Annotated in this window: 15 protein-coding genes; 12 read left to right on the top strand and 3 right to left on the bottom strand. The window is 68.8% G+C overall.

Going from position 1 to position 17,349, the window contains the following annotated elements:
* Nucleotides 1-24: 24 nt before the first annotated feature.
* The gene (locus tag WMF22_RS18370; RefSeq protein WP_437300347.1) at nt 25-1,446 is read left to right on the top strand and encodes an ADP-ribosylglycohydrolase family protein; all 1,422 of its coding nucleotides are present in this window, start codon (nt 25-27) and stop codon (nt 1,444-1,446) included.
* Nucleotides 1,447-1,454: 8 nt separating this feature from the next.
* Here the strand turns inward: WMF22_RS18370 and WMF22_RS18365 are convergent, their stop codons facing one another.
* A complete protein-coding gene (locus WMF22_RS18365; protein ID WP_437300346.1) occupies nt 1,455-1,676 on the bottom strand; it encodes a hypothetical protein in 222 nt (73 codons plus the stop codon).
* A 167-nt stretch (nt 1,677-1,843) separates the two neighbouring features.
* Here WMF22_RS18365 and WMF22_RS18360 point away from each other — a divergent pair, with 167 nt between their 5' ends.
* Nucleotides 1,844-3,064, top strand: coding sequence for a vWA domain-containing protein (locus WMF22_RS18360; protein WP_438036549.1), 1,221 nt, complete (start codon nt 1,844-1,846; stop codon nt 3,062-3,064).
* A gap of 102 nt (nt 3,065-3,166) precedes the next feature.
* Here WMF22_RS18360 and WMF22_RS18355 read toward each other — a convergent pair whose 3' ends face one another.
* Nucleotides 3,167-3,994, bottom strand: coding sequence for an endo-1,4-beta-xylanase (locus WMF22_RS18355; RefSeq protein ID WP_437300344.1), 828 nt, complete (start codon nt 3,992-3,994; stop codon nt 3,167-3,169).
* Here WMF22_RS18355 and WMF22_RS18350 point away from each other — a divergent pair.
* On the top strand, nt 3,957-4,517 hold the full coding sequence (locus tag WMF22_RS18350; protein ID WP_438036548.1) for a hypothetical protein: 561 nt from the start codon (nt 3,957-3,959) through the stop codon (nt 4,515-4,517). The two genes, WMF22_RS18355 and WMF22_RS18350, sit on opposite strands and share 38 nt — an antisense overlap.
* 195 nt (nt 4,518-4,712) lie before the next feature.
* Here WMF22_RS18350 and WMF22_RS18345 read toward each other — a convergent pair whose 3' ends face one another.
* The gene (locus WMF22_RS18345; RefSeq protein WP_437301576.1) at nt 4,713-5,702 is read right to left on the bottom strand and encodes a LacI family DNA-binding transcriptional regulator; all 990 of its coding nucleotides are present in this window, start codon (nt 5,700-5,702) and stop codon (nt 4,713-4,715) included.
* A gap of 907 nt (nt 5,703-6,609) precedes the next feature.
* Here WMF22_RS18345 and WMF22_RS18340 point away from each other — a divergent pair.
* The 9 genes from WMF22_RS18340 (at nt 6,610) to WMF22_RS18300 (ending at nt 17,348) form a co-directional block, all read left to right on the top strand.
* On the top strand, nt 6,610-8,304 hold the full coding sequence (locus tag WMF22_RS18340) for a DUF1592 domain-containing protein (protein WP_438036547.1): 1,695 nt from the start codon (nt 6,610-6,612) through the stop codon (nt 8,302-8,304).
* Complete coding sequence (locus WMF22_RS18335; RefSeq protein ID WP_437300341.1) at nt 8,301-9,737, top strand: DUF1552 domain-containing protein; 1,437 nt, start codon at nt 8,301-8,303, stop codon at nt 9,735-9,737. Before WMF22_RS18340 ends, WMF22_RS18335 begins: the two co-directional genes overlap by 4 nt.
* A 242-nt stretch (nt 9,738-9,979) precedes the next feature.
* A complete protein-coding gene (locus WMF22_RS18330) occupies nt 9,980-11,413 on the top strand; it encodes a M64 family metallopeptidase (RefSeq protein WP_438036546.1) in 1,434 nt (477 codons plus the stop codon).
* The gene (locus WMF22_RS18325; protein WP_438036545.1) at nt 11,410-11,976 is read left to right on the top strand and encodes a hypothetical protein; all 567 of its coding nucleotides are present in this window, start codon (nt 11,410-11,412) and stop codon (nt 11,974-11,976) included. The genes WMF22_RS18330 and WMF22_RS18325 overlap by 4 nt, the downstream gene beginning before the upstream one ends.
* Before the next feature lie 78 nt (nt 11,977-12,054).
* Nucleotides 12,055-12,192, top strand: coding sequence for a hypothetical protein (locus WMF22_RS18320; RefSeq protein WP_438036544.1), 138 nt, complete (start codon nt 12,055-12,057; stop codon nt 12,190-12,192).
* A 180-nt stretch (nt 12,193-12,372) separates the two neighbouring features.
* The gene (locus WMF22_RS18315) at nt 12,373-14,067 is read left to right on the top strand and encodes a ribulokinase (RefSeq protein ID WP_437300338.1); all 1,695 of its coding nucleotides are present in this window, start codon (nt 12,373-12,375) and stop codon (nt 14,065-14,067) included.
* An 11-nt stretch (nt 14,068-14,078) separates the two neighbouring features.
* The gene (gene araA, locus WMF22_RS18310) at nt 14,079-15,584 is read left to right on the top strand and encodes an L-arabinose isomerase (RefSeq protein WP_012235941.1); all 1,506 of its coding nucleotides are present in this window, start codon (nt 14,079-14,081) and stop codon (nt 15,582-15,584) included.
* Between the two features lie 10 nt (nt 15,585-15,594).
* A complete protein-coding gene (locus WMF22_RS18305) occupies nt 15,595-16,293 on the top strand; it encodes an L-ribulose-5-phosphate 4-epimerase (RefSeq protein ID WP_437300337.1) in 699 nt (232 codons plus the stop codon).
* 83 nt (nt 16,294-16,376) lie between these two features.
* The gene (locus WMF22_RS18300; protein WP_437300336.1) at nt 16,377-17,348 is read left to right on the top strand and encodes an ABC transporter substrate-binding protein; all 972 of its coding nucleotides are present in this window, start codon (nt 16,377-16,379) and stop codon (nt 17,346-17,348) included.
* Nucleotide 17,349: the final 1 nt, after the last annotated feature.

Raw genomic sequence — 17,349 nt, 5'->3', positions numbered from 1 at the left:
ATCGCGCACTCGAGGGGGTAATTCATGCGCACCCGCCGCGATCGACGCCCTGTCGAAGGCTCGCCCCGCGTCGGCCCTCGCGCGTGGGCGCGCGGCCTCCTGCTCGCGCTCCTCTCTCTCTCGCCGCTCGCGGGCGCCGGCGACGCGCCGCGCCGCGCGCTCGCCGCCCCCATGGAGCAACGGGACGCCCCGGGAATGTCCCCGAGGCCGCGGCTCCAGCTCGATCGCGCAGCCTACGCCGAGCGGCTCCGCGCGATGTGGATTGGCGCGTGCATCGCCAACTGGACAGGGCTTCGCACGGAGGGCGTCCGCATCGAGCGCCCCTTCTTCACCGACGCTGACTGGGGAAAGCCCCTGGGGCGCGGCGGGGCGCCGATCGACTTCGTCCTCCTCGACCCCTGCCCGGCCGACGATGACACCGACATCGAGTATGTCTACCTCCACCTCATGACCGAGGCGGGGACGCTCTTCCTCTCCCCCGAGCGGATCCGGGACGGGTGGCGCGCGCACATCAACGACTTCATCTGGGTCTCCAACCGGAGGGCGCGCGATCTCCTCGAGCGCGGCGTGCTGCCCCCCGCGACGAGCGATCCGGCCCTCAACCCGGACGCGCTCCAGATCGACGCCCAGCTCACCACGGAGATCTTCGGCGCCCTCGCGCCCGGCATGCCGGAGCTGGCGCGGCGGATCGCCGACCTCCCCATCCGGACCACCGCGCGCGATCACGCCGCGCACGCCGCAGAGTTCCATGTTCTCCTCTTCTCGCTCGCGGCGACCGTCGATCTGGAGAAGCCGCGGCGACAGGAGATCGTGCGCATCGTCCGTGAGGCCAGGAGCTACCTGCCGGCGGAGTCCAAGGCCGCCGACGTCATCGACTTCGTGCTGTCCGCCTATCTATCGACCGGGGATCGCGACGCCTGGGAGCGCGCCCGCGATGCCATTGCGGATCGCTACCAGGAGCGGGCCTCGGCGCATGGCTTCGTCTATCGGGGGTTCACGGAATCCGCGATCAACCTGGCGACAGCGACGCTGGCCCTCCTGTTCGGTGAGGGGAGCTTCCGGCGCACCGTACAGATCGGCACCCTGTCCGGCTGGGACTCCGACAACGGCACGGCGACCATGGGCTCGCTCGTCGCGCTCATCGGCGGGATGGAGGAGCTGCGCCGCGCCTTCCCCGGCGCGCGCCTGTCCGACCGTTATCGTATCCACCGCACGCGCCCCACCCTGCCGGACCGGCTTCCGCAGGATCGCGAGGCCGAGGACACCTTCACGGACGTGGCGAGGAGGATGGCCGCGCTTGTCGACCTCGCCGTGCGGGAGGGAGGCGGCCAGGTCGAGCCGACCCGATGGGTCGTCCCGCCTCGCCCCCGCGACGGCACAGGACCCAGCGCGCGCACCACCCCCGGGTCGGAGCCGCGGCCCCGCGCTCCTCGCCCGGCGAGATGAGCTGGTGCTCAAGGCGCCTCGGGCCACCCCGTCGTCGTGAAGCTGCTGTTCACGGTCATGCTGTGGACGTTGCGAATCGTGCCGTCAATCAGCCGGAAGACGACGCCCGGATGTGAGATTTCACTCCGACGACCATGCCGGTTGCGTGAACGGCGGCGCATTGCGCGATGACGACCGCGACTCGACGCCGCGTCTTTTCGGACCGTATCCCGCGCAAAGATCAGCGTCATCGACTATACTCGTCATCGATCCCGGGGCTCCGGCGAGGCATGCACTGGAAAATTCCGCCTCTGGAGACCTCTCGTTGCTATCTAACTTCGTGCCCGCGGACCGCGCTGGCACGCGTTCCAGTAGGAGTCGGCTCATGAGATTGCCCAGGATAGCCATTGCATTGCCAATGGTGGCTTTGATCGGCGCGGCGTGCGGCGGGGCCAACGATGGCAGCGAGGACAGCGCTGGCTCGCAGAGCAGCTCCGGCTCCGGCTCCGGCTCCGGCGCCGGCGCCGGCTCGGGCACCAGCAGCAGCACCAGCACCGGCTACGACGACACCTTCGGCAACGGAAGCGGCACGGGATCGAGCGGGAGCTCCGGTACGACCGGCAGCGGCAGCGGCAGCTCGACGGGCGCGGGGGACGCGTGCGCCACCCAGTCGTCCCAGGCCGGGTTTCAACAGGTGTACCTCGTGTTCGCGTTCGACGTATCGGCCAGCATGACAGCGAGCGACGTCGAGTGGCGCAGGAAGGATCTCAAGTGGGATCCCGTCGTGGCCGCGACGAAGCAGTTCTTCGCGGATCCCGCGTCCACCGGGTTCCAGGCGTCGCTCACGTTCTTCCCGGGCTCGGCTCAGACGACTCAGGCGTGCCAGGCCGCCGACTACTCGACCCCGGATGTCCCGATGACGCCGCTGCCCTCCCCGGCGTTCGGCGAGGCGATCGACGTCATCGAGCCGGAAATCAGCGACAGGCTCTCGTGGCGCACCAGCACGCCGACGGCATTCGCGGTCGACGGCATCGTCGGCTTCATCGAAGCGCAGCGCCAGCAGCACCCCGGGAAATATGCGATCGTGCTCGTGACCGACGGCTATCCGGAGGGGTGCCGGCAAGGCGGCAACGCGCTCCAGGACGTCGTGAGTAACGTCGAGGCCGCGCTCTCCAGCAACATCTCGACCTTCGTGATCGGGGTCGACAGTCCGCAGGGGGAAGGCGCGCCGCCCAGCCTCACGAACCTGCACGAGATCGCGGCTGCAGGCGGCACGGGAGAGGCGTCGATGCTGAACACCGGCGACCCCGCGCAGACGACGGCCGCGTTCAAGGCCGCGATCGAGAAGATCCGCGGCGCCGCTGTCTCATGCACGATCCCGATCCCGCCGCCGCCCGACGGGAGGAGCTTCGACAAGCAAAAGGTCAACGTGACCTACACGAGCGCCACGAGCAACATGCCGACGACGCTCTCGTATGATCAGGCCTGCTCGGTCGCAGGCACGTGGCGCTACGACGAGCCTGCGAACCCGACGGCGATCATCCTCTGCGACGATACGTGCGCCGTGGTCCAGGCCGACGTCGAGGTCTCCCTGGGCGTCGACTTCACCTGCGAGGACGTGATCCAAGTGCCCCTGTGATCGCAGACCTGGAGAGAGCGCGCCGGCATCCGTACGAGATGCCGGCGCGCCCGAGCTCCTTCGATCGAGGGAGCTCGTCCAGATCAGCGCGCCGGCGCCGCGTCAACCACCGCGGTCCAGGAAGTCCATCAGCCACTGCATCGCCGGCCGCATGGTGCCGTTCTCCTGCTGGAGGCCGGTGCCGTTCCTCCAGGTCTTGCCGACGATGTAGCCCCACAGGGTGATCCCCGGGATCTTGGGGTGGTTCCAGAACATGGTGAACTGCTCCTCCATGATCTGCTTCTGCCTGTTGTCGTTCGCTTCGCCGATGTCGTACTCGGTGATGTACACGGGCTTGCCCAGCTCGGCGAGCGAGTCGATGTACCCCTTGACCGTGTTGGTGTTGATCTTGAAGGCGTCGTGCGCCTGCGCGCCGAGGGCGTCGACAGGGGCGCCCGCCTCGATCACCTTCTTCGCGATGTCCTTGAAGTGCCTGTGCTCGTTCTCGTACTCGATGTTGTTGTAGTCGTTGAGGATCAGAATTGCGTTCGGGCAGAACTCGCGAGCCCACTTGAAGGAGTTGACGATCCAGTCCCAGCCGCTCGCGCCGTTGCCGCCGAGGCCGGCCGTGTACGAGGGCGTGGTGTGGGGCGGCGGCTCGTTGACGACGTCGATGTACTTCGTGTCCGGGTAGCGCTTGCAGAACTCCTCCATCCAGCTCCGCACGGCCTTCTTCTGCTCATCCGGCGAGAGGCTCCCGACCCAGGAGGGTTGCTGGCTGCCCCACACGAAGACGTGGTGCTTGAAGATGATCTTGTTGTCCTGCGCGTACTTGTAGGTCCTGTCGAGCGAGCTCCAGTTCTTGTTCCCGCGGGAGCTCTCGACGGAGCCCCACTTGCCCTCGTTCTCGGGCGTGATCTGGTTCCAGTACTTCGCGAAGCCGTCGCGCACCGCGCCGCTCGTCGTGATGTTGCCGACGAACTTCTCCTCGGGCTCGGTTCCGCCGGTTCCGGTCGACGCGCTGCTCGACGCGCTGGTCGACGCGTCCCCGCCGCCGACCCCCGTGGTCGCGCCGCCGGAGCTGGAGGTGGTCGTCCCGGGATCGCCCGAGCTGCTGCTGGTGGCAGGGCCGACGCCGGTCGTCGTGTTGGCGCTGGAGCTGCTGTTCGCGCTGTTGCTGGAGCTCGTGCTGGCGCTGGTGCTCCCCGCCCCGCCCGAGCCGCCCACGCCGTCGTCAACCCCGTCGCCCCCGTCCCCGCATCCAATGAGGGTCGCCATTCCGAGCGCGAGCCAGGCCGTGCTGCACAGCAATCGAGAAGAACGCTTCTTGTTCATGTTGGACTTCCGCAAGCCGGACGAATTGTCGTGGGTGAAGCTGGGAGCGAGAACGCCGAGGGGCGGCGGCACGAACGGACTCAGCGATACGCACGCCGTGCAACTCGCGACGGATGATTCCCGCCGCACCTGGAAGTGATCACGACACGCGCGCGAAGCTCCCTACATTTCAAGTTCCTGGCTGATAGGAAACGTGCATTGACAGCACGTGCTGCAATCATGAAGCAACTTTGCACTTCGAGCGGCAGCCCAGCTCGGTACCCCTGGCTTGCCCGCTCAAGGCCCGGTCCGTGGAGACATCACGGATGTCGGTTACGGTAGAGCGCGCACGGTCTCACCGGCGCCGGGGGACGGCCGTGCTCTTGCGCACGACGAGCTCGGTCTCGACAACGACCCGCGACCACGAGCGCTGGCCGCTCTCGATCTGCCCGAGCAGGACGTGGAGACAGCGGCGCCCGAGCTCGGAGAAGTCCTGGCGCACCGTGGTGAGCGGCGGCGTGAAGTAGGCCGCCTCCGGGATGTCGTCGAAGCCGACGACGCTGATGTCGCGCGGCGTCTCGCGCCCGTTCTCGTGGAGGAAGCGGAGGAGGCCGAGCGCCATCTGGTCGTTGGCCACGAACACGGCGGTGACGCCCGGCGTGCGCGTCAGCTGCGGGGCGAGCTCGTAGCCGGAGCGCGCGCTCCAGTCCCCCCGCAGGAGCGGCGGGATCTCCGCGCCGGCCGCCTGCAGCGCCGAGCGCCAGCCGTCGATGCGCTGGTCGGCCTCGAGCCAGTCGGTCGGGCCGGCGATGTGCCACACGGTCTTGTGGCCCAGATCGAGCAGGTGGCGGGTCGCGGAAACGGCGCCCCCGAGCTGGTCGACCGCGACCACCGGCACCGAGTCGTCCGGACCGCCCTCGACCGCGACCACCGGCACATCGGAGGTGACGTGGCGCAGCGCGTCCACCGCCGACCGCTGCGGGGCGATCACGACGATGCCGTCGGCCCCCTGGTCGCGTAGCCGCTGCACGGCCTCCAGCACCGGCGCGCGGCTGAACGACTTCAAGCTGGCGATGCTCACGCCGTACCCCGCGTCGTGCGCCGCCTCCTCGAGCCCCAGGAGCGTCGACGCCGGACCGTAGAGCGTCGTGTCGAAGCTGACCACGCCGAGCGTCCGCGAGCGCCCGGTGACGAGCGCCTGCGCCACCGAGCTGGGCCGGTAGTCGAGCTGGCGGATCGCATCCAGCACCCGCTCCCTCGTGTCGCGGCGCACGTGGGGGCTGTCGTGCAGGACCCGCGAGACCGTCTGATACGAGACGCCAGCGAGCTTGGCCACGTCGACCATGACCGCGGCCCGCCGCCCGACGCCCTTCTTGACGCGGCGCACCGGAAGAGATTTCTCAGCCATCGGCGCGGGAGGATAGTCGCGGGCCGGTCGATTGGAACGGAGTTCTTCAATGTGAGCGTTCACAAACTGGTCGGGGTTCTTCATTTCACTCGGCTTTCGCGTCACTGGGCGGGTGCGCGCTGGGGATCGTCGCCATCGGGATCGAGCGCGGCACCGACGCTGATCGTTCGTCGTCGTAGATGCCATTCCCGGTGGAGCCGCGATCGATCCCGCAGATTTCACGCCGGCTGTCATATCTGGCCTATGCGAACGGCATGCCGACGGCCAACGGCGGGCATGGCCACGTCGACCAGGTCCGCAGCCCGACCTCTCCTCCCCTTGAGGGCGGCGCTTCGGAGGAGCGCGGCTGGCCCTCCTACTCAACCGGTTCAGAAATCGTTGGGCGCCGGTCGATTCCCGTTGACATGGCGAATGTGAACGCTCACAATCGGGGGGACATCCTTAGGGCATTGCGCCGGCAGGGTCATCGGCGTACGCATTTGGGCGTTCGTCATCGATGGCAGCGCGATGAGAGACGGCGGGCCTGGGCTGCTGCGCGGTGCGCTCGCCTCCCGCGCCACTGCCCGTTGGGGTCGGCCGCGCGGCAGCGGCGGTTCGTGGAGGTGTTACGCGGCGCGGCGCCGGCTCATCTACCGCGGCCTCAGACGTCAGGAAGGCACCTTTTCACACAGCAGGGCGGACTCACAGGAGGGATCGTGTGAAACTATCTTCGTTATTGGCCGCCGCCTTGAGGCGAGCGCGCCGCAAAGCGCCGAGGTGGCTCGACGGCCGAGATCGCGCAGCGGGAGCCATGAAATCTTCCACTCACAACACCGGTCCGAACGCAGCATGGGATCGATGGGAGGTGGAAACATTCACTCACAGCGGGGTGACCTCCCGGCTGCTGGGAGCGGCCGCATGCGCGTCGCTCCTCGTTGCAGGGTGCGTGGGTGATATCGGCGGCAACCCGGGCTCCTCCTCCTCCTCCTCCTCCGGCGCCGGTGCGAACCCGACGGGCGGCGGCACGAGCTCCTCGGGCGGCGGAGACGCCGTGTGCAACCCGCGGCTCGAACGGCGGGTCGTGCTGCTCGCCGACCTGCAGTTCATGAACGCCATCCGGGATCTCCTGGGGGACGAGGCCATCGAGGCGGAGCAGGCGCCGGACGCGCGGACGAAGCCGTTTGCCAAGAAGGGCCTTGTCGTGGGGACCTCCCTTGTGCATACGCGGCTCGCGAGGGCTGCCTACGCGGCCGAGAGCATCTCTGGGCGCTTCGAGCAGGTGACGGGGTGCGCCCCCGACGGAGACGACGCCTGCGCCAAGACGTTCCTGACGAAGTTCGCGCAGCGGGCGTTCCGCCGGCCCATGGACCAGACGGAGCTTGACAACCTGTGGTCCGTCTATGCGCTCGGGAAAGAGACGAGCTACGAGCGCGGCGTCTCGCTCGCGCTCGAGGCGCTCATCGCGTCCCCCTCGTTCTCCTACCGCACCGAGCTCGGTGGCGAGGCGGACGGTGACGTGGTGAAGCTCGCCGCGCACGAGGTCGCGAGCGAGCTCTCGTTCTTCTTGACGGACAGCCTACCGGACGCGGAGCTCGCCGCCGCCGCCGACTCCGGCGCCCTGAACGATCCGGAGGAGCTGACGCGCCAGGCCGAGCGGCTGCTCCAGAAGCCCGAGACGCGCAGCACCCTGAACACCACGCTGATCGCGGCGTGGGGGCTCAGCAACCTGTTCGGCACGGTGAAGGATCCAGGGCTCTTCCCGGAGTACACCCCCGCGCTCCAGGCGAGCATGTTCCACGAGACCGAGCTGCTCCTGGACGACCTGCTGTGGAGCCGCGGAGCCGACGTGTCGGCCCTGCTCACCACGAGGGAGACGTTCGTGAACCGCGTGCTCGCGGAGGTCTACGGCGTGGAGCACACGGGCGCGAGCCCGGAGGAGTTCACGAAGGTCGAGCTGCCGGCCGAGGAGCGCGCCGGGATCCTCACGCAGCCCGGCCTGCTGTCGGCGCTGTCCCGGACCGACAACACGAGCGTCGTGGCGCGAGGGCTCTTCGTGCGCGGCGCGATGCTCTGCCTCGGGAAGATCCCGTCGCCCCCGGAGGCGCTCTCGGACGCGATCAAGGAGCTGCTCGAGGCCGACATGACCGAGCGCGAGCGCGCCGACGCGCGCGCTGCGAACGGCACCTGCGCCGGGTGCCACGCCCAGTTCGACGCGTTCGGCCTGCTGCTCGAGAACTACGATCCGGTCGGCCGGTACCGCGACACCCTCGATGGGGAGCCCATCGACGCGCGCGTCAATCTGGGCAACATCGCCGAGGTCGCGGGGAGCTACGCGAGCGCCGTCGAGTTCGCCGAGGCCGTCGCGCAGAACGACGGGTTCGCCGCGTGCATCACGCGGCACCTGCTGACCTACGGCACGGACGACGAGGAGCTCTCGACCCGCGATTGTCAGGTCGAGCGCGTGATCGAGGCGCTGCCAGAGGGCCAGCGGACGCTGTCCAACGTCGTGAAAGCCATCGTGACGTCGCCCGCGCTGACCGAGCGCGCCAGGGAGGAATGACCGTGGGCTACAACCTTTCTTACGGATGGTCTCGCCGCCGCTTCCTGCAAGGCATCGGCGCCGCCGCGGGTCTCATGACCGTGCTCAAGGGCCTCGAGTCGGCCGCCGAGGGCGCGGCGCCCCCGAGGCGCCTGCTGATCGTGCAGCGCCCCGTGGGCACCGTGTACGAGAACTACTGGCCGCAAGGGAACGGGACCAACTTCACGCTCTCCCGCATCCTGACCCCGTTCGAGGCCATGAAGTCTCGGATGGTCGTGATGCGCGACCTGAAGCTGCCGCACGAGGGGTCCGTCGGCGGCGGCCACGAGCGCGGGACGGTGCTGATGTGCACGGGGACGCGGACCAAGCAGCTGTATCCGGGCAACGGCGGCGACGATCCGATGGCCGAGGCGCCGAGCATCGACCAGCTGCTCGTGAAGCAGTCGGCCGAGCTCCAGGGCACGCCCATCGCGTCGCTCCAGGTCTCCTGCGACAACCGCGCCGACACGCCCGAGGTGTCGACCCGCCACATGTCCTATTCGGGCGCGCGCGCGCCGATGAAGCCCTACTACCAGCCGCTCGAGGTGTACAGGCGCGTGTTCGGCACGCTCATGCCGGGCGGCCCGACGGACGAGAACCTGGACGCCCTGAATCGGGCGCGCCTCCAAAAGAAGAGCGTGCTCGACTTTGCGCTGAAGGACCTCCAGCGCCTTCAGAGCCTCGCGCCGAGCTCGCAGCGAGAGGCGCTGGAGGGGCACGCCGCCGCCATCCGCGAGGTGGAGAAGGAGTTCGACGCCGACCCGAGGGATCCCGCGTCCTGCGGTGTGCCGCAGGAGCCCGAGACGATCGAGGTGAGCGGGCACATCGATCCCTACGGCAGCTCGCACGTCGTGAGCGAGCGCGACGACGTGAAGCACGCGCGCATCGGCGCCCTGCACTTCGCCGTGATCAAGGCCGCGTTCCGCTGCGACCTGACGCGCGTGGTCACGTTCCAGTGGGCCCCTGGCACGAACCACGTGAGCTTCGGCGAGCTGTGGCCGCCCAACTCCGCCATCTTCAAGGTGCACCACACCACGAGCCACGATCCCGATACGCCCGACACCCTCGAGTTCCTCACGCGGGTGGAAGAGTTCTACGCCGGTCACGTCGCCGGCTTCCTGAAGGAGCTCGCGGAGACGAAGGACGTGGCCGGCGGGACGCTGCTCGACACCACGCTGGTCCCGTACATCACGGAGGTCGGCACGCGGCATCACAACTGGGACAAGATGGCGTGGGTGCTGTTCGGCGGCGAGGGCACCACGCTGCGCGGCGGGCAGGTGTGGACCAACGGCAACCGCGGCGGCCGCTCCACCAACGACCTGTGGATGGCGATCGCGGGCTCCTTCGGGGTCCCGGATCTCGTGATGGGGGACCGCGACCTGCACACCACAGCGATCGAGGGGCTGTTCGGCTGACCGTGATCCGGCCGTAGCCGTCAACCAAGCCTCCCGCCGAGTCCTCCCGCATCCGAACGTCCACGTAAACGTATACATAAACGTTTGCGTGGACGTTTACGTTGGTAAACGATGGTGGGTGAAGGGGGTGGGTTTCGTGCCCTGCGTGGCCGAACGAGCTTGGCTGACGCCTATGGATCCTCGGGGATGGGATACGGTGGAGCTCGGCGTGGACGCCGCCTGCGAAAGGTCGTGAGGTGAACATGATGAAGTCGAGATTCCACCTGCACCTCTTGAGCCTCGTGGCGCTCTGCGCCTGCGGCGAGGCGCCGGACAGCCCCGCGGCGACGGCCGACGGCGGCGGCACGCCGGAGGGCAGCACCTCCGCGTCTGGCGGCGCTGCCAGCAGCGGAGCAACAGGCAGCGAAGCTCCGGGCTCCGGCGGCTCCGGCGGCGCGGGAGGCGCGGTCCAGAGCGGCTCGACCGGCACGGGCGCCGGGGGGAGCTTCGTGCCCGGCGGCACCGGAGGAGGCGACTCCGCCTACGTCCTCGATTGCGGCGCGAACGGCGTGGCCATCGAGAGCGCGGGCCCACCGGAAAACCGCATCAACTACGTCATCGTGGGCGACGGCTACGACGCCACGACCGTGAACACCACGTACCTCGATCACATCGAGGAGGCGATGGCCAAGCGCTTCAGCAGCCCGATCGGCGAGCCGTACGGCAGGTATCGCAAGTTCGTCAACATCTGCGCCGTCAAGCTGGTCAGCCGCTCGAACGGCATCCCTGGAGCGCTCGGCTGCACGGGCGACGACGAGAGCCGCCTCGCAGAGTGCGACACCCGCGCGGCGGATCAGGCGCTCAAGGCGAACCTCCCCGAGGACTTCGAGGTCGACTGGCACGCCATCGTGTTGAACAACGATCGCTGGTGGAACACGGGCTCGGCCTGGATGCTCTGGTCCGGCGGGCACGGGGACGCCGCCGGAGCGGCGCTGCACGAAGGCGGCCACGGCTTCCATCAGCTCGCCGACGAGTATTGCGCCAAGGCGACGGGCTCCGCCTGCGGCGCGAACACGTGCAGCGGCAGCGGCACGGAGTACGTCGAGGTGAACACAACGGGCAACTGCACGACGACCGCGGGCAAATGGGACAAGTGGCTGGCGTACGACGCCGCCGACGCCACGGGCGTCCAGGGCACGTTCGTCGGCAGCCGCTACGTGGATAGCGGACAGTACCGCCCGTCCTCGAACTCGATGATGAACAGCCTGTTCGGAGACAACAAGAACACGAGCTTCAACCCGGTCTCGCGCGAGAAGATGATCATGGACATCTGGATGCGCATCAAGCCGATCGACTCGGCCGATCCACCCGCGGGCGCCGTCACGGATCCGGCGACGCTCGCGGTCAAGGTGATCGATCCCGACGTCATCAGCGTGGACTGGACGCTCGACGGCGAGGTGATCGCGACGGACGGCGGCCCCGTCTACAACGTCGCCGCGGCGGGCCTCGCCTCGGGCACCCACACCATCGTCGCCAAGGCCTACGACAACGCCGGCGAAGAGCTGGTGCGCTACCGCAGCGGCGAGTGCCTCGACCCTCCTCCCTCGACCAACCCCCGGTACATCGATCCCTGCTGGGGTCGCGACAACTGGCCCCGCTCGCAAGAGACGGTGACGTGGACGGTGACGATTCCATGAGGTCGGCGCGCAGGCGCTGGTCCGTCGCCGCGCTGCTGCTCCTCGGCGCGGCGCTTTACCTCGTGCATCGCTCTCGAGAGCCCGACGCGCGACCGCTGCCTTCCTCTCGGCAGGAGACGTCGCGAGAGGAGGCGCCGCGCGAGGCAGCGTCGCGCCGTGGGTCGAGCGAGCCACCGGCCTCGGCCGGCAGCACCGTCCTCGCCGCGGCGATCGACGACCTGCCCGTCATCGGGCCGAGCCCCGACGACCGCCACGACGGCCCCGCCCACCCCCACCCCATCACGCAGCGCCACGTCGAGATCCAGCATGAGAACGGCCTGATCGGGCTGCTCAACGACGCGATGAGCGCGCGGAACGGCGCGCGCATGCGGGAGCTCGTGCACGAATATCGTCGCACGCATCCCGGCGACCCGAACCATCTCCAGGACGGCTACGAGATCATCGCAAACTGCCTCGACGCGCCGGGCGAGGCGTCGAGAGCGGCGGCCGAGGGCTACTATGCGGAGCATCGCGCATCGACCGTGAGGCGCTTCGTGCGCAGGATCTGCCTCGAAGGCGGCTGAGCCGCGTCCCCACAGGCGCTCGCCAAGCTCGTTCGGTCACGCTCAGGGCACGAAGCCCCACCGCCATCGGTCACCAACGTGAGCGTTCACGTGGTCGTGGTCGTGGTCGTGGTCGTGGTCGTGGTCGTGGTCGTGGGCGTGGTCGTGCGCGTGCACGTGCACGACCACGCGCACGTGGACGTGCACGACCACGCGCACGTCCACGTCGTCGCGTGAGCCGGCGGACCATCGCCCCCTCCCGGCCGGACCGCACGAGAGTAGAGTTGCAGCCTGGCTCATCCTTCGGGACGCGAGAACCGTCGCGATCCGGCAGATTGTGATTGACAGTCACAATGTGAACGTTCACATTGAACTCGGGTCACATCCTTACTGGCTTAGTCCGGCCAACGGGTCGTCATGCGCAAGGGAACATTCGTCATCGGGATCGATTTCGGCACCGACTCCGTTCGGGCGGTCGTCGCGGACGCGCGGAGCGGCGAGCTCGCGGGGGCCTCGGTCGCGCCCTACCCGCGCTGGGCGCAGGGCCTCTATTGCGACGCCCGCGCACACCGGTTCCGACAGCACCCGCTCGACTACCTGCATGCCATGGAGGCGTCCATCCGCGCGGCCCTGGACCAGGCGGGCAGCGACGTCGCCGCACACGTGCGCGGGATCGCGGTCGACACGACCGGATCCACGCCGGTCCTGGCGGACGCGAAGGGCAGGCCTCTCTCGCTCAGCCCACGCTTCGAGGAGGACCCGGACGCGATGTTCATCCTCTGGAAGGACCACACCGCGGTGGCCGAGGCGGCGCGGATCAACAGCGTCGCTCGGACCTGGGGGGGTGTGGACTACACGAAGTACGAGGGCGGGGTGTACTCGTCCGAGTGGTTCTGGGCCAAGGTGCTCCACGTCCTCGAGACCAATCCGGCGGTCGCGCGCGCGGCGGTCACCGTCCTGGAGCACTGCGACTGGATCCCCGCCGTCCTGACCGGCACCGAAGACCTCCGGCAGATCAAGCGGAGCCGCTGCGCCGCCGGGCACAAGGCGATGTGGCACCCGGAGTTCGACGGTTATCCCTCGAACGAGTTCCTTGCGAGGCTCCATCCGCGCCTGCCCGCGCTCAAGGCCACCCTCGGCTCGCAGACCTGGACCGCCGACGTGCCCTTCGGGACGATCTCGCCCGGGTGGGCCGCGGCGCTCGGCGTCCCGGACGACGTCGTCGTCGCGGTCGGCGCCTTCGACGCGCACATGGGCGCGGTCGGCGGCAACATCCAGCCGAACCGCCTGCTCAAGGTCATGGGCACGAGCACGTGCGACATGCTCGTCGTCCCGAAGACCGGCGCGCCGGAGGTCCTCGTCGCCGGGATCTGCGGCCAGGTCGACGGCTCGATCCTCCCGGGCGCGATCGGCTACGAGGCGGGGCAGTCCGCCTTCGGCGACGTCTTTGCCTGGTTCAAGCAGCTCCTGAGCTGGCCGCTGCTCGCCATCCTCCCTGCCCTGCCCGGCGACGGCCACTCGCTCCGGACGACGGTCGCCGACGTGACGCTCGCCGATGCGGCGATCGAGCGGATCATCCCCGAGCTGGAGCGGGCGGCCGCGGAGATCCCGCCGGCGCGGAGCTCCGTGCTGGCGCTCGACTGGCTGAACGGGCGCAGGACCCCGGACGCGGACCAGCGGCTCCGGGGCGCCATCGTCGGCCTCGATCTGGGCACGGACGCGCCGCGGATCTACCGCGCGCTCGTGGAGGGGATCGCCTTCGGATCGCGCGCCATCGTCGAGCGCTTCCGAACCGAGGGGCTCCGCATCGACGGCATCATCGGCGTCGGCGGCGTCGCGCGCAAGAGCCCCCTCACGATGCAGGTCCTCTCGGACGTGCTCGACATGACGGTCGAGGTCCGCGCCGGTGAGCAGCCGGTCGCGCTGGGCGCGGCGATGTTCGCCGCGACCGCCGCCGGCCTTCACGCCACGGTCGAGGACGCGCAGCGCGCGATGTCGCCTGGGACCGAGGCCCGGTATCTGCCGGATCCCACGCGCGCCAGGCTCTATGACGCGCTGTACCGGGATTATGTCGCGCTGGGATCGTTTGTGGAGAGGGAGTTGACGCAATGAGCGGGATCGCCATGCAGGATCTTCGAGAAGGCTTCGAGGTTTGGTTCTTGACCGGCAGTCAGGACCTCTACGGTGAGGAGGCGCTGAAGCAGGTCGCCGAACACGCGCGCGAGATCGCCGCGTCCCTCGACGCCTCGGGCAAGCTCCCCGTCAGGGTCGTCTGGAAGCCGACGCTCAAGAGCTCCGAGGCGATCCTCGCCGTCTGTCGCGAGGCCAACGCGTCGCCGCGGTGCGCCGGCGTGATCACGTGGATGCACACGTTCTCGCCCGCGAAGATGTGGATCGCGGGGCTCAAGCGCCTGGAGAAGCCGATCGCGCACCTGCACACGCAGTACGGCCGCGAGCTGCCCTGGGACAGCATCGATATGGACTTCATGAACCTGAACCAGTCGGCCCACGGGGACCGCGAGTTCGGGTACATCGGCGCTCGCCTGCGCATCGACCGGAGGGTCATCGTCGGCCACTGGACGGACGGCGACGTCCTCGCCAAGCTCGACGTCTGGGCGCGCGCCGCCTGCGCCATCCTCGACGGGCGGCGGCTCAAGATCGCGCGCTTCGGCGGCATGAACATGAGAGAGGTGGCCGTCACCGGCGGCGACCGCGTCGAGGCGCAGGTCAAGTTCGGCTGGTCGGTGAACGGCTACGGCGTGGGCGATCTCGTGGGGCGCATCGCCGACGTCGACGAGCGCGAGGTCGATCGCCTGGTGGCCGAGTACGACGAGGCGTACACCATCGCTCCCGCCCTGAGGAGGGGCGGCGATCGCCACGGCGATCTGCGGTACGCGGCGAGGCAGGAGGCGGCGATGCGCTCCTTCCTGAAGGAGGGCGGCTTCGGCGGCTTCACCACGACCTTCGAGGATCTGCATGGGCTCAAGCAGCTCCCCGGCCTCGCGGTGCAGCGGCTCATGGAGGACGGCTACGGCTTCGGGGCGGAGGGCGACTGGAAGTCCTGCGGCCTGGTCCGCGCCCTGAAGGTCATGGCGACGGGCCTGCGCGGGGGCGTGTCCTTCATGGAGGACTACACGTATCACCTGGTCCCGGGGCGAGAGCGCGTGCTCGGCGCCCACATGCTGGAGATCTGTCCGTCGATCGCCGCCGGCAGGCCGTCGCTCGAGATCCACCCGCTCTCGATCGGCGGCAAGGGGGACCCGTGCCGGCTCGTCTTCGACGCCGGGGTCGGGCCCGCTGTGAACGTTGCCATGATCGACATGGGCGGCCGCATGCGGATCGTCGCCAACGAGCTCGAGTCGGTGGCGCCCGACAGGGCGATGCCGAAGCTGCCCGTGGCGCGCGCGGTGTGGGTCCCGAAGCCCGATTTCAGGCTCGCCTGCGAGGCGTGGATCCTGGCCGGGGGCGCCCATCACTGCGCCCACAGCCGCGCCGTGACCATGGCGCACGTGGAGGACTTCGCCTCCATCGCCGGCGTGGAGCTGGTCCGCATCGGCGAAGGGACCGACATCCGCTCGCTCAAGAACGAGCTCCGCTGGAACGATCTCGCCTACCGGCTGGCGCACTGAGGGCCACGACGTGAGCGCGACCTATCGAGAGCTGCGCGAGCGCGCCTTCACGGCGAACATGGAGATCCCGCGCCGAGGGCTCGCGATCTACACGTTCGGCAACGTCTCGGCGTTCGATCGCGACCGAGGCGTCCTGGCGATCAAGCCGAGCGGCGTCCCTTACGATCGGCTGTCGGCCGACGACATGGTCGTGGTCGATCTGGAGGGGAAGGTGGTGGAGGGACGCCTCCGCCCCTCCTCGGACACCAAGACGCATATCGTTCTCTACGCGAGCTTCCGCGGGTTGGGTGGCGTGGTGCACACGCACTCGACCTACGCGACGGGCTGGGCGCAGACAGGCACGCCGATCCCGATCTACGGTACGACGCACGCGGATCACCTGGCCGAGGACGTACCCTGCACCGAGGTGATGCGGCCGGACGCCGTGGAAGGCGACTACGAGACGGAGACGGGGAAGCAGATCATCGAGTGCTTCAGGGATCGTAACCCGCTTCACACACCCATGGTGCTGGTGGCGGGACACGGCCCGTTCGCGTGGGGAGAGGACGCCGAGAAGGCCGTGTACAATGCGGCGGTGCTCGAGGAGATCGCGAGGATGGCGTTCATCACCCGCACGATCCACCCGGGCGCCGCGCGCCTGCCGGACGCGCTCGTGCGCAAGCACTTCGACCGGAAGCACGGCAAGAGGGCGTATTACGGGCAGAAGTGACGCCGGACGTCGGGGGACGACGGCGAGGATGAGTCAGGTGCCTCATGGAACGAGGCGATGGACGAGAGGAGACGAGCTGCGCCATGAAGAGGAGAAACTTTGTCACCACAGGGATGGTGGCGCTGGCAGGGCTGGCGATGATCCTGGTCGGGCCGGGCTGTCAAAAGGAAAATAAACAGATCACGCTCGGGTTCTCCCAGATCGGCGCGGAGAGCGAGTGGCGGACCGCGAACACCAAGTCGATCGAGGAGTCCGCCAAGGCGGCCGGGATCGACCTCAAGCTCTCCGACGCGCAGCAGAAGCAGGAGAACCAGATCAAGGCCATCCGGTCGTTCATCGCACAGAAGGTCGACGTCATCGCGTTCTCGCCCGTGGTCGAGACCGGCTGGGAGCCCGTCCTGCGCGAGGCCAAGGAGGCCAAGATCCCCGTCATCCTGACCGATCGCGCGGTGGACACGAAGGACGACAGCCTCTGGGTCAGCTTCATGGGGTCGGACTTCGTCGAGGAGGGCCGCCGCGCCGCGAAGTGGCTGGTCGAGAAGACGAAGGACCAGAAGGACCCGGTCAACATCGTCGAGCTGCAGGGCACCGTCGGCTCGGCCCCCGCGATCGATCGCAAGAAGGGGTTCGAGGAGATCATCAAGGACAAGCCCCAGTTCAAGATCATCCGATCGCAGACGGGCGACTTCACGCGCGCCAAGGGCAAGGAGGTCATGGAGGCGTTCCTCAAGGCGGAGGGCAAGAACATCAACGTCCTCTACGCCCACAACGACGACATGGCGATCGGCGCGATCCAGGCCATCGAGGAGGCGGGGCTCAAACCCGGCAAGGACATCCTCATCATCTCGATCGACGCGGTGAAGGGCGCGTTCGAGGCGATGATGGCGGGCAAGCTCAACGTGACGGTCGAGTGCAGCCCCCTCCTCGGGCCGCAGCTGATGAGCGCCGTGAAGGACCTGATGGCGGGCAAGCAGCTGCCGAAGCGCATCGTCACCGAGGAGGGCGTCTTCCCGATGGAGACGGCCGCCCAGGAGTTCCCGAAGCGCAAGTACTGAG

Source organism: Sorangium sp. So ce204, assembly GCF_051526795.1.
Lineage (GTDB): Bacteria > Myxococcota_A > Polyangia > Polyangiales > Polyangiaceae > Sorangium > Sorangium cellulosum_B.
This window is presented reverse-complemented; position numbering and strand designations above follow the sequence as displayed.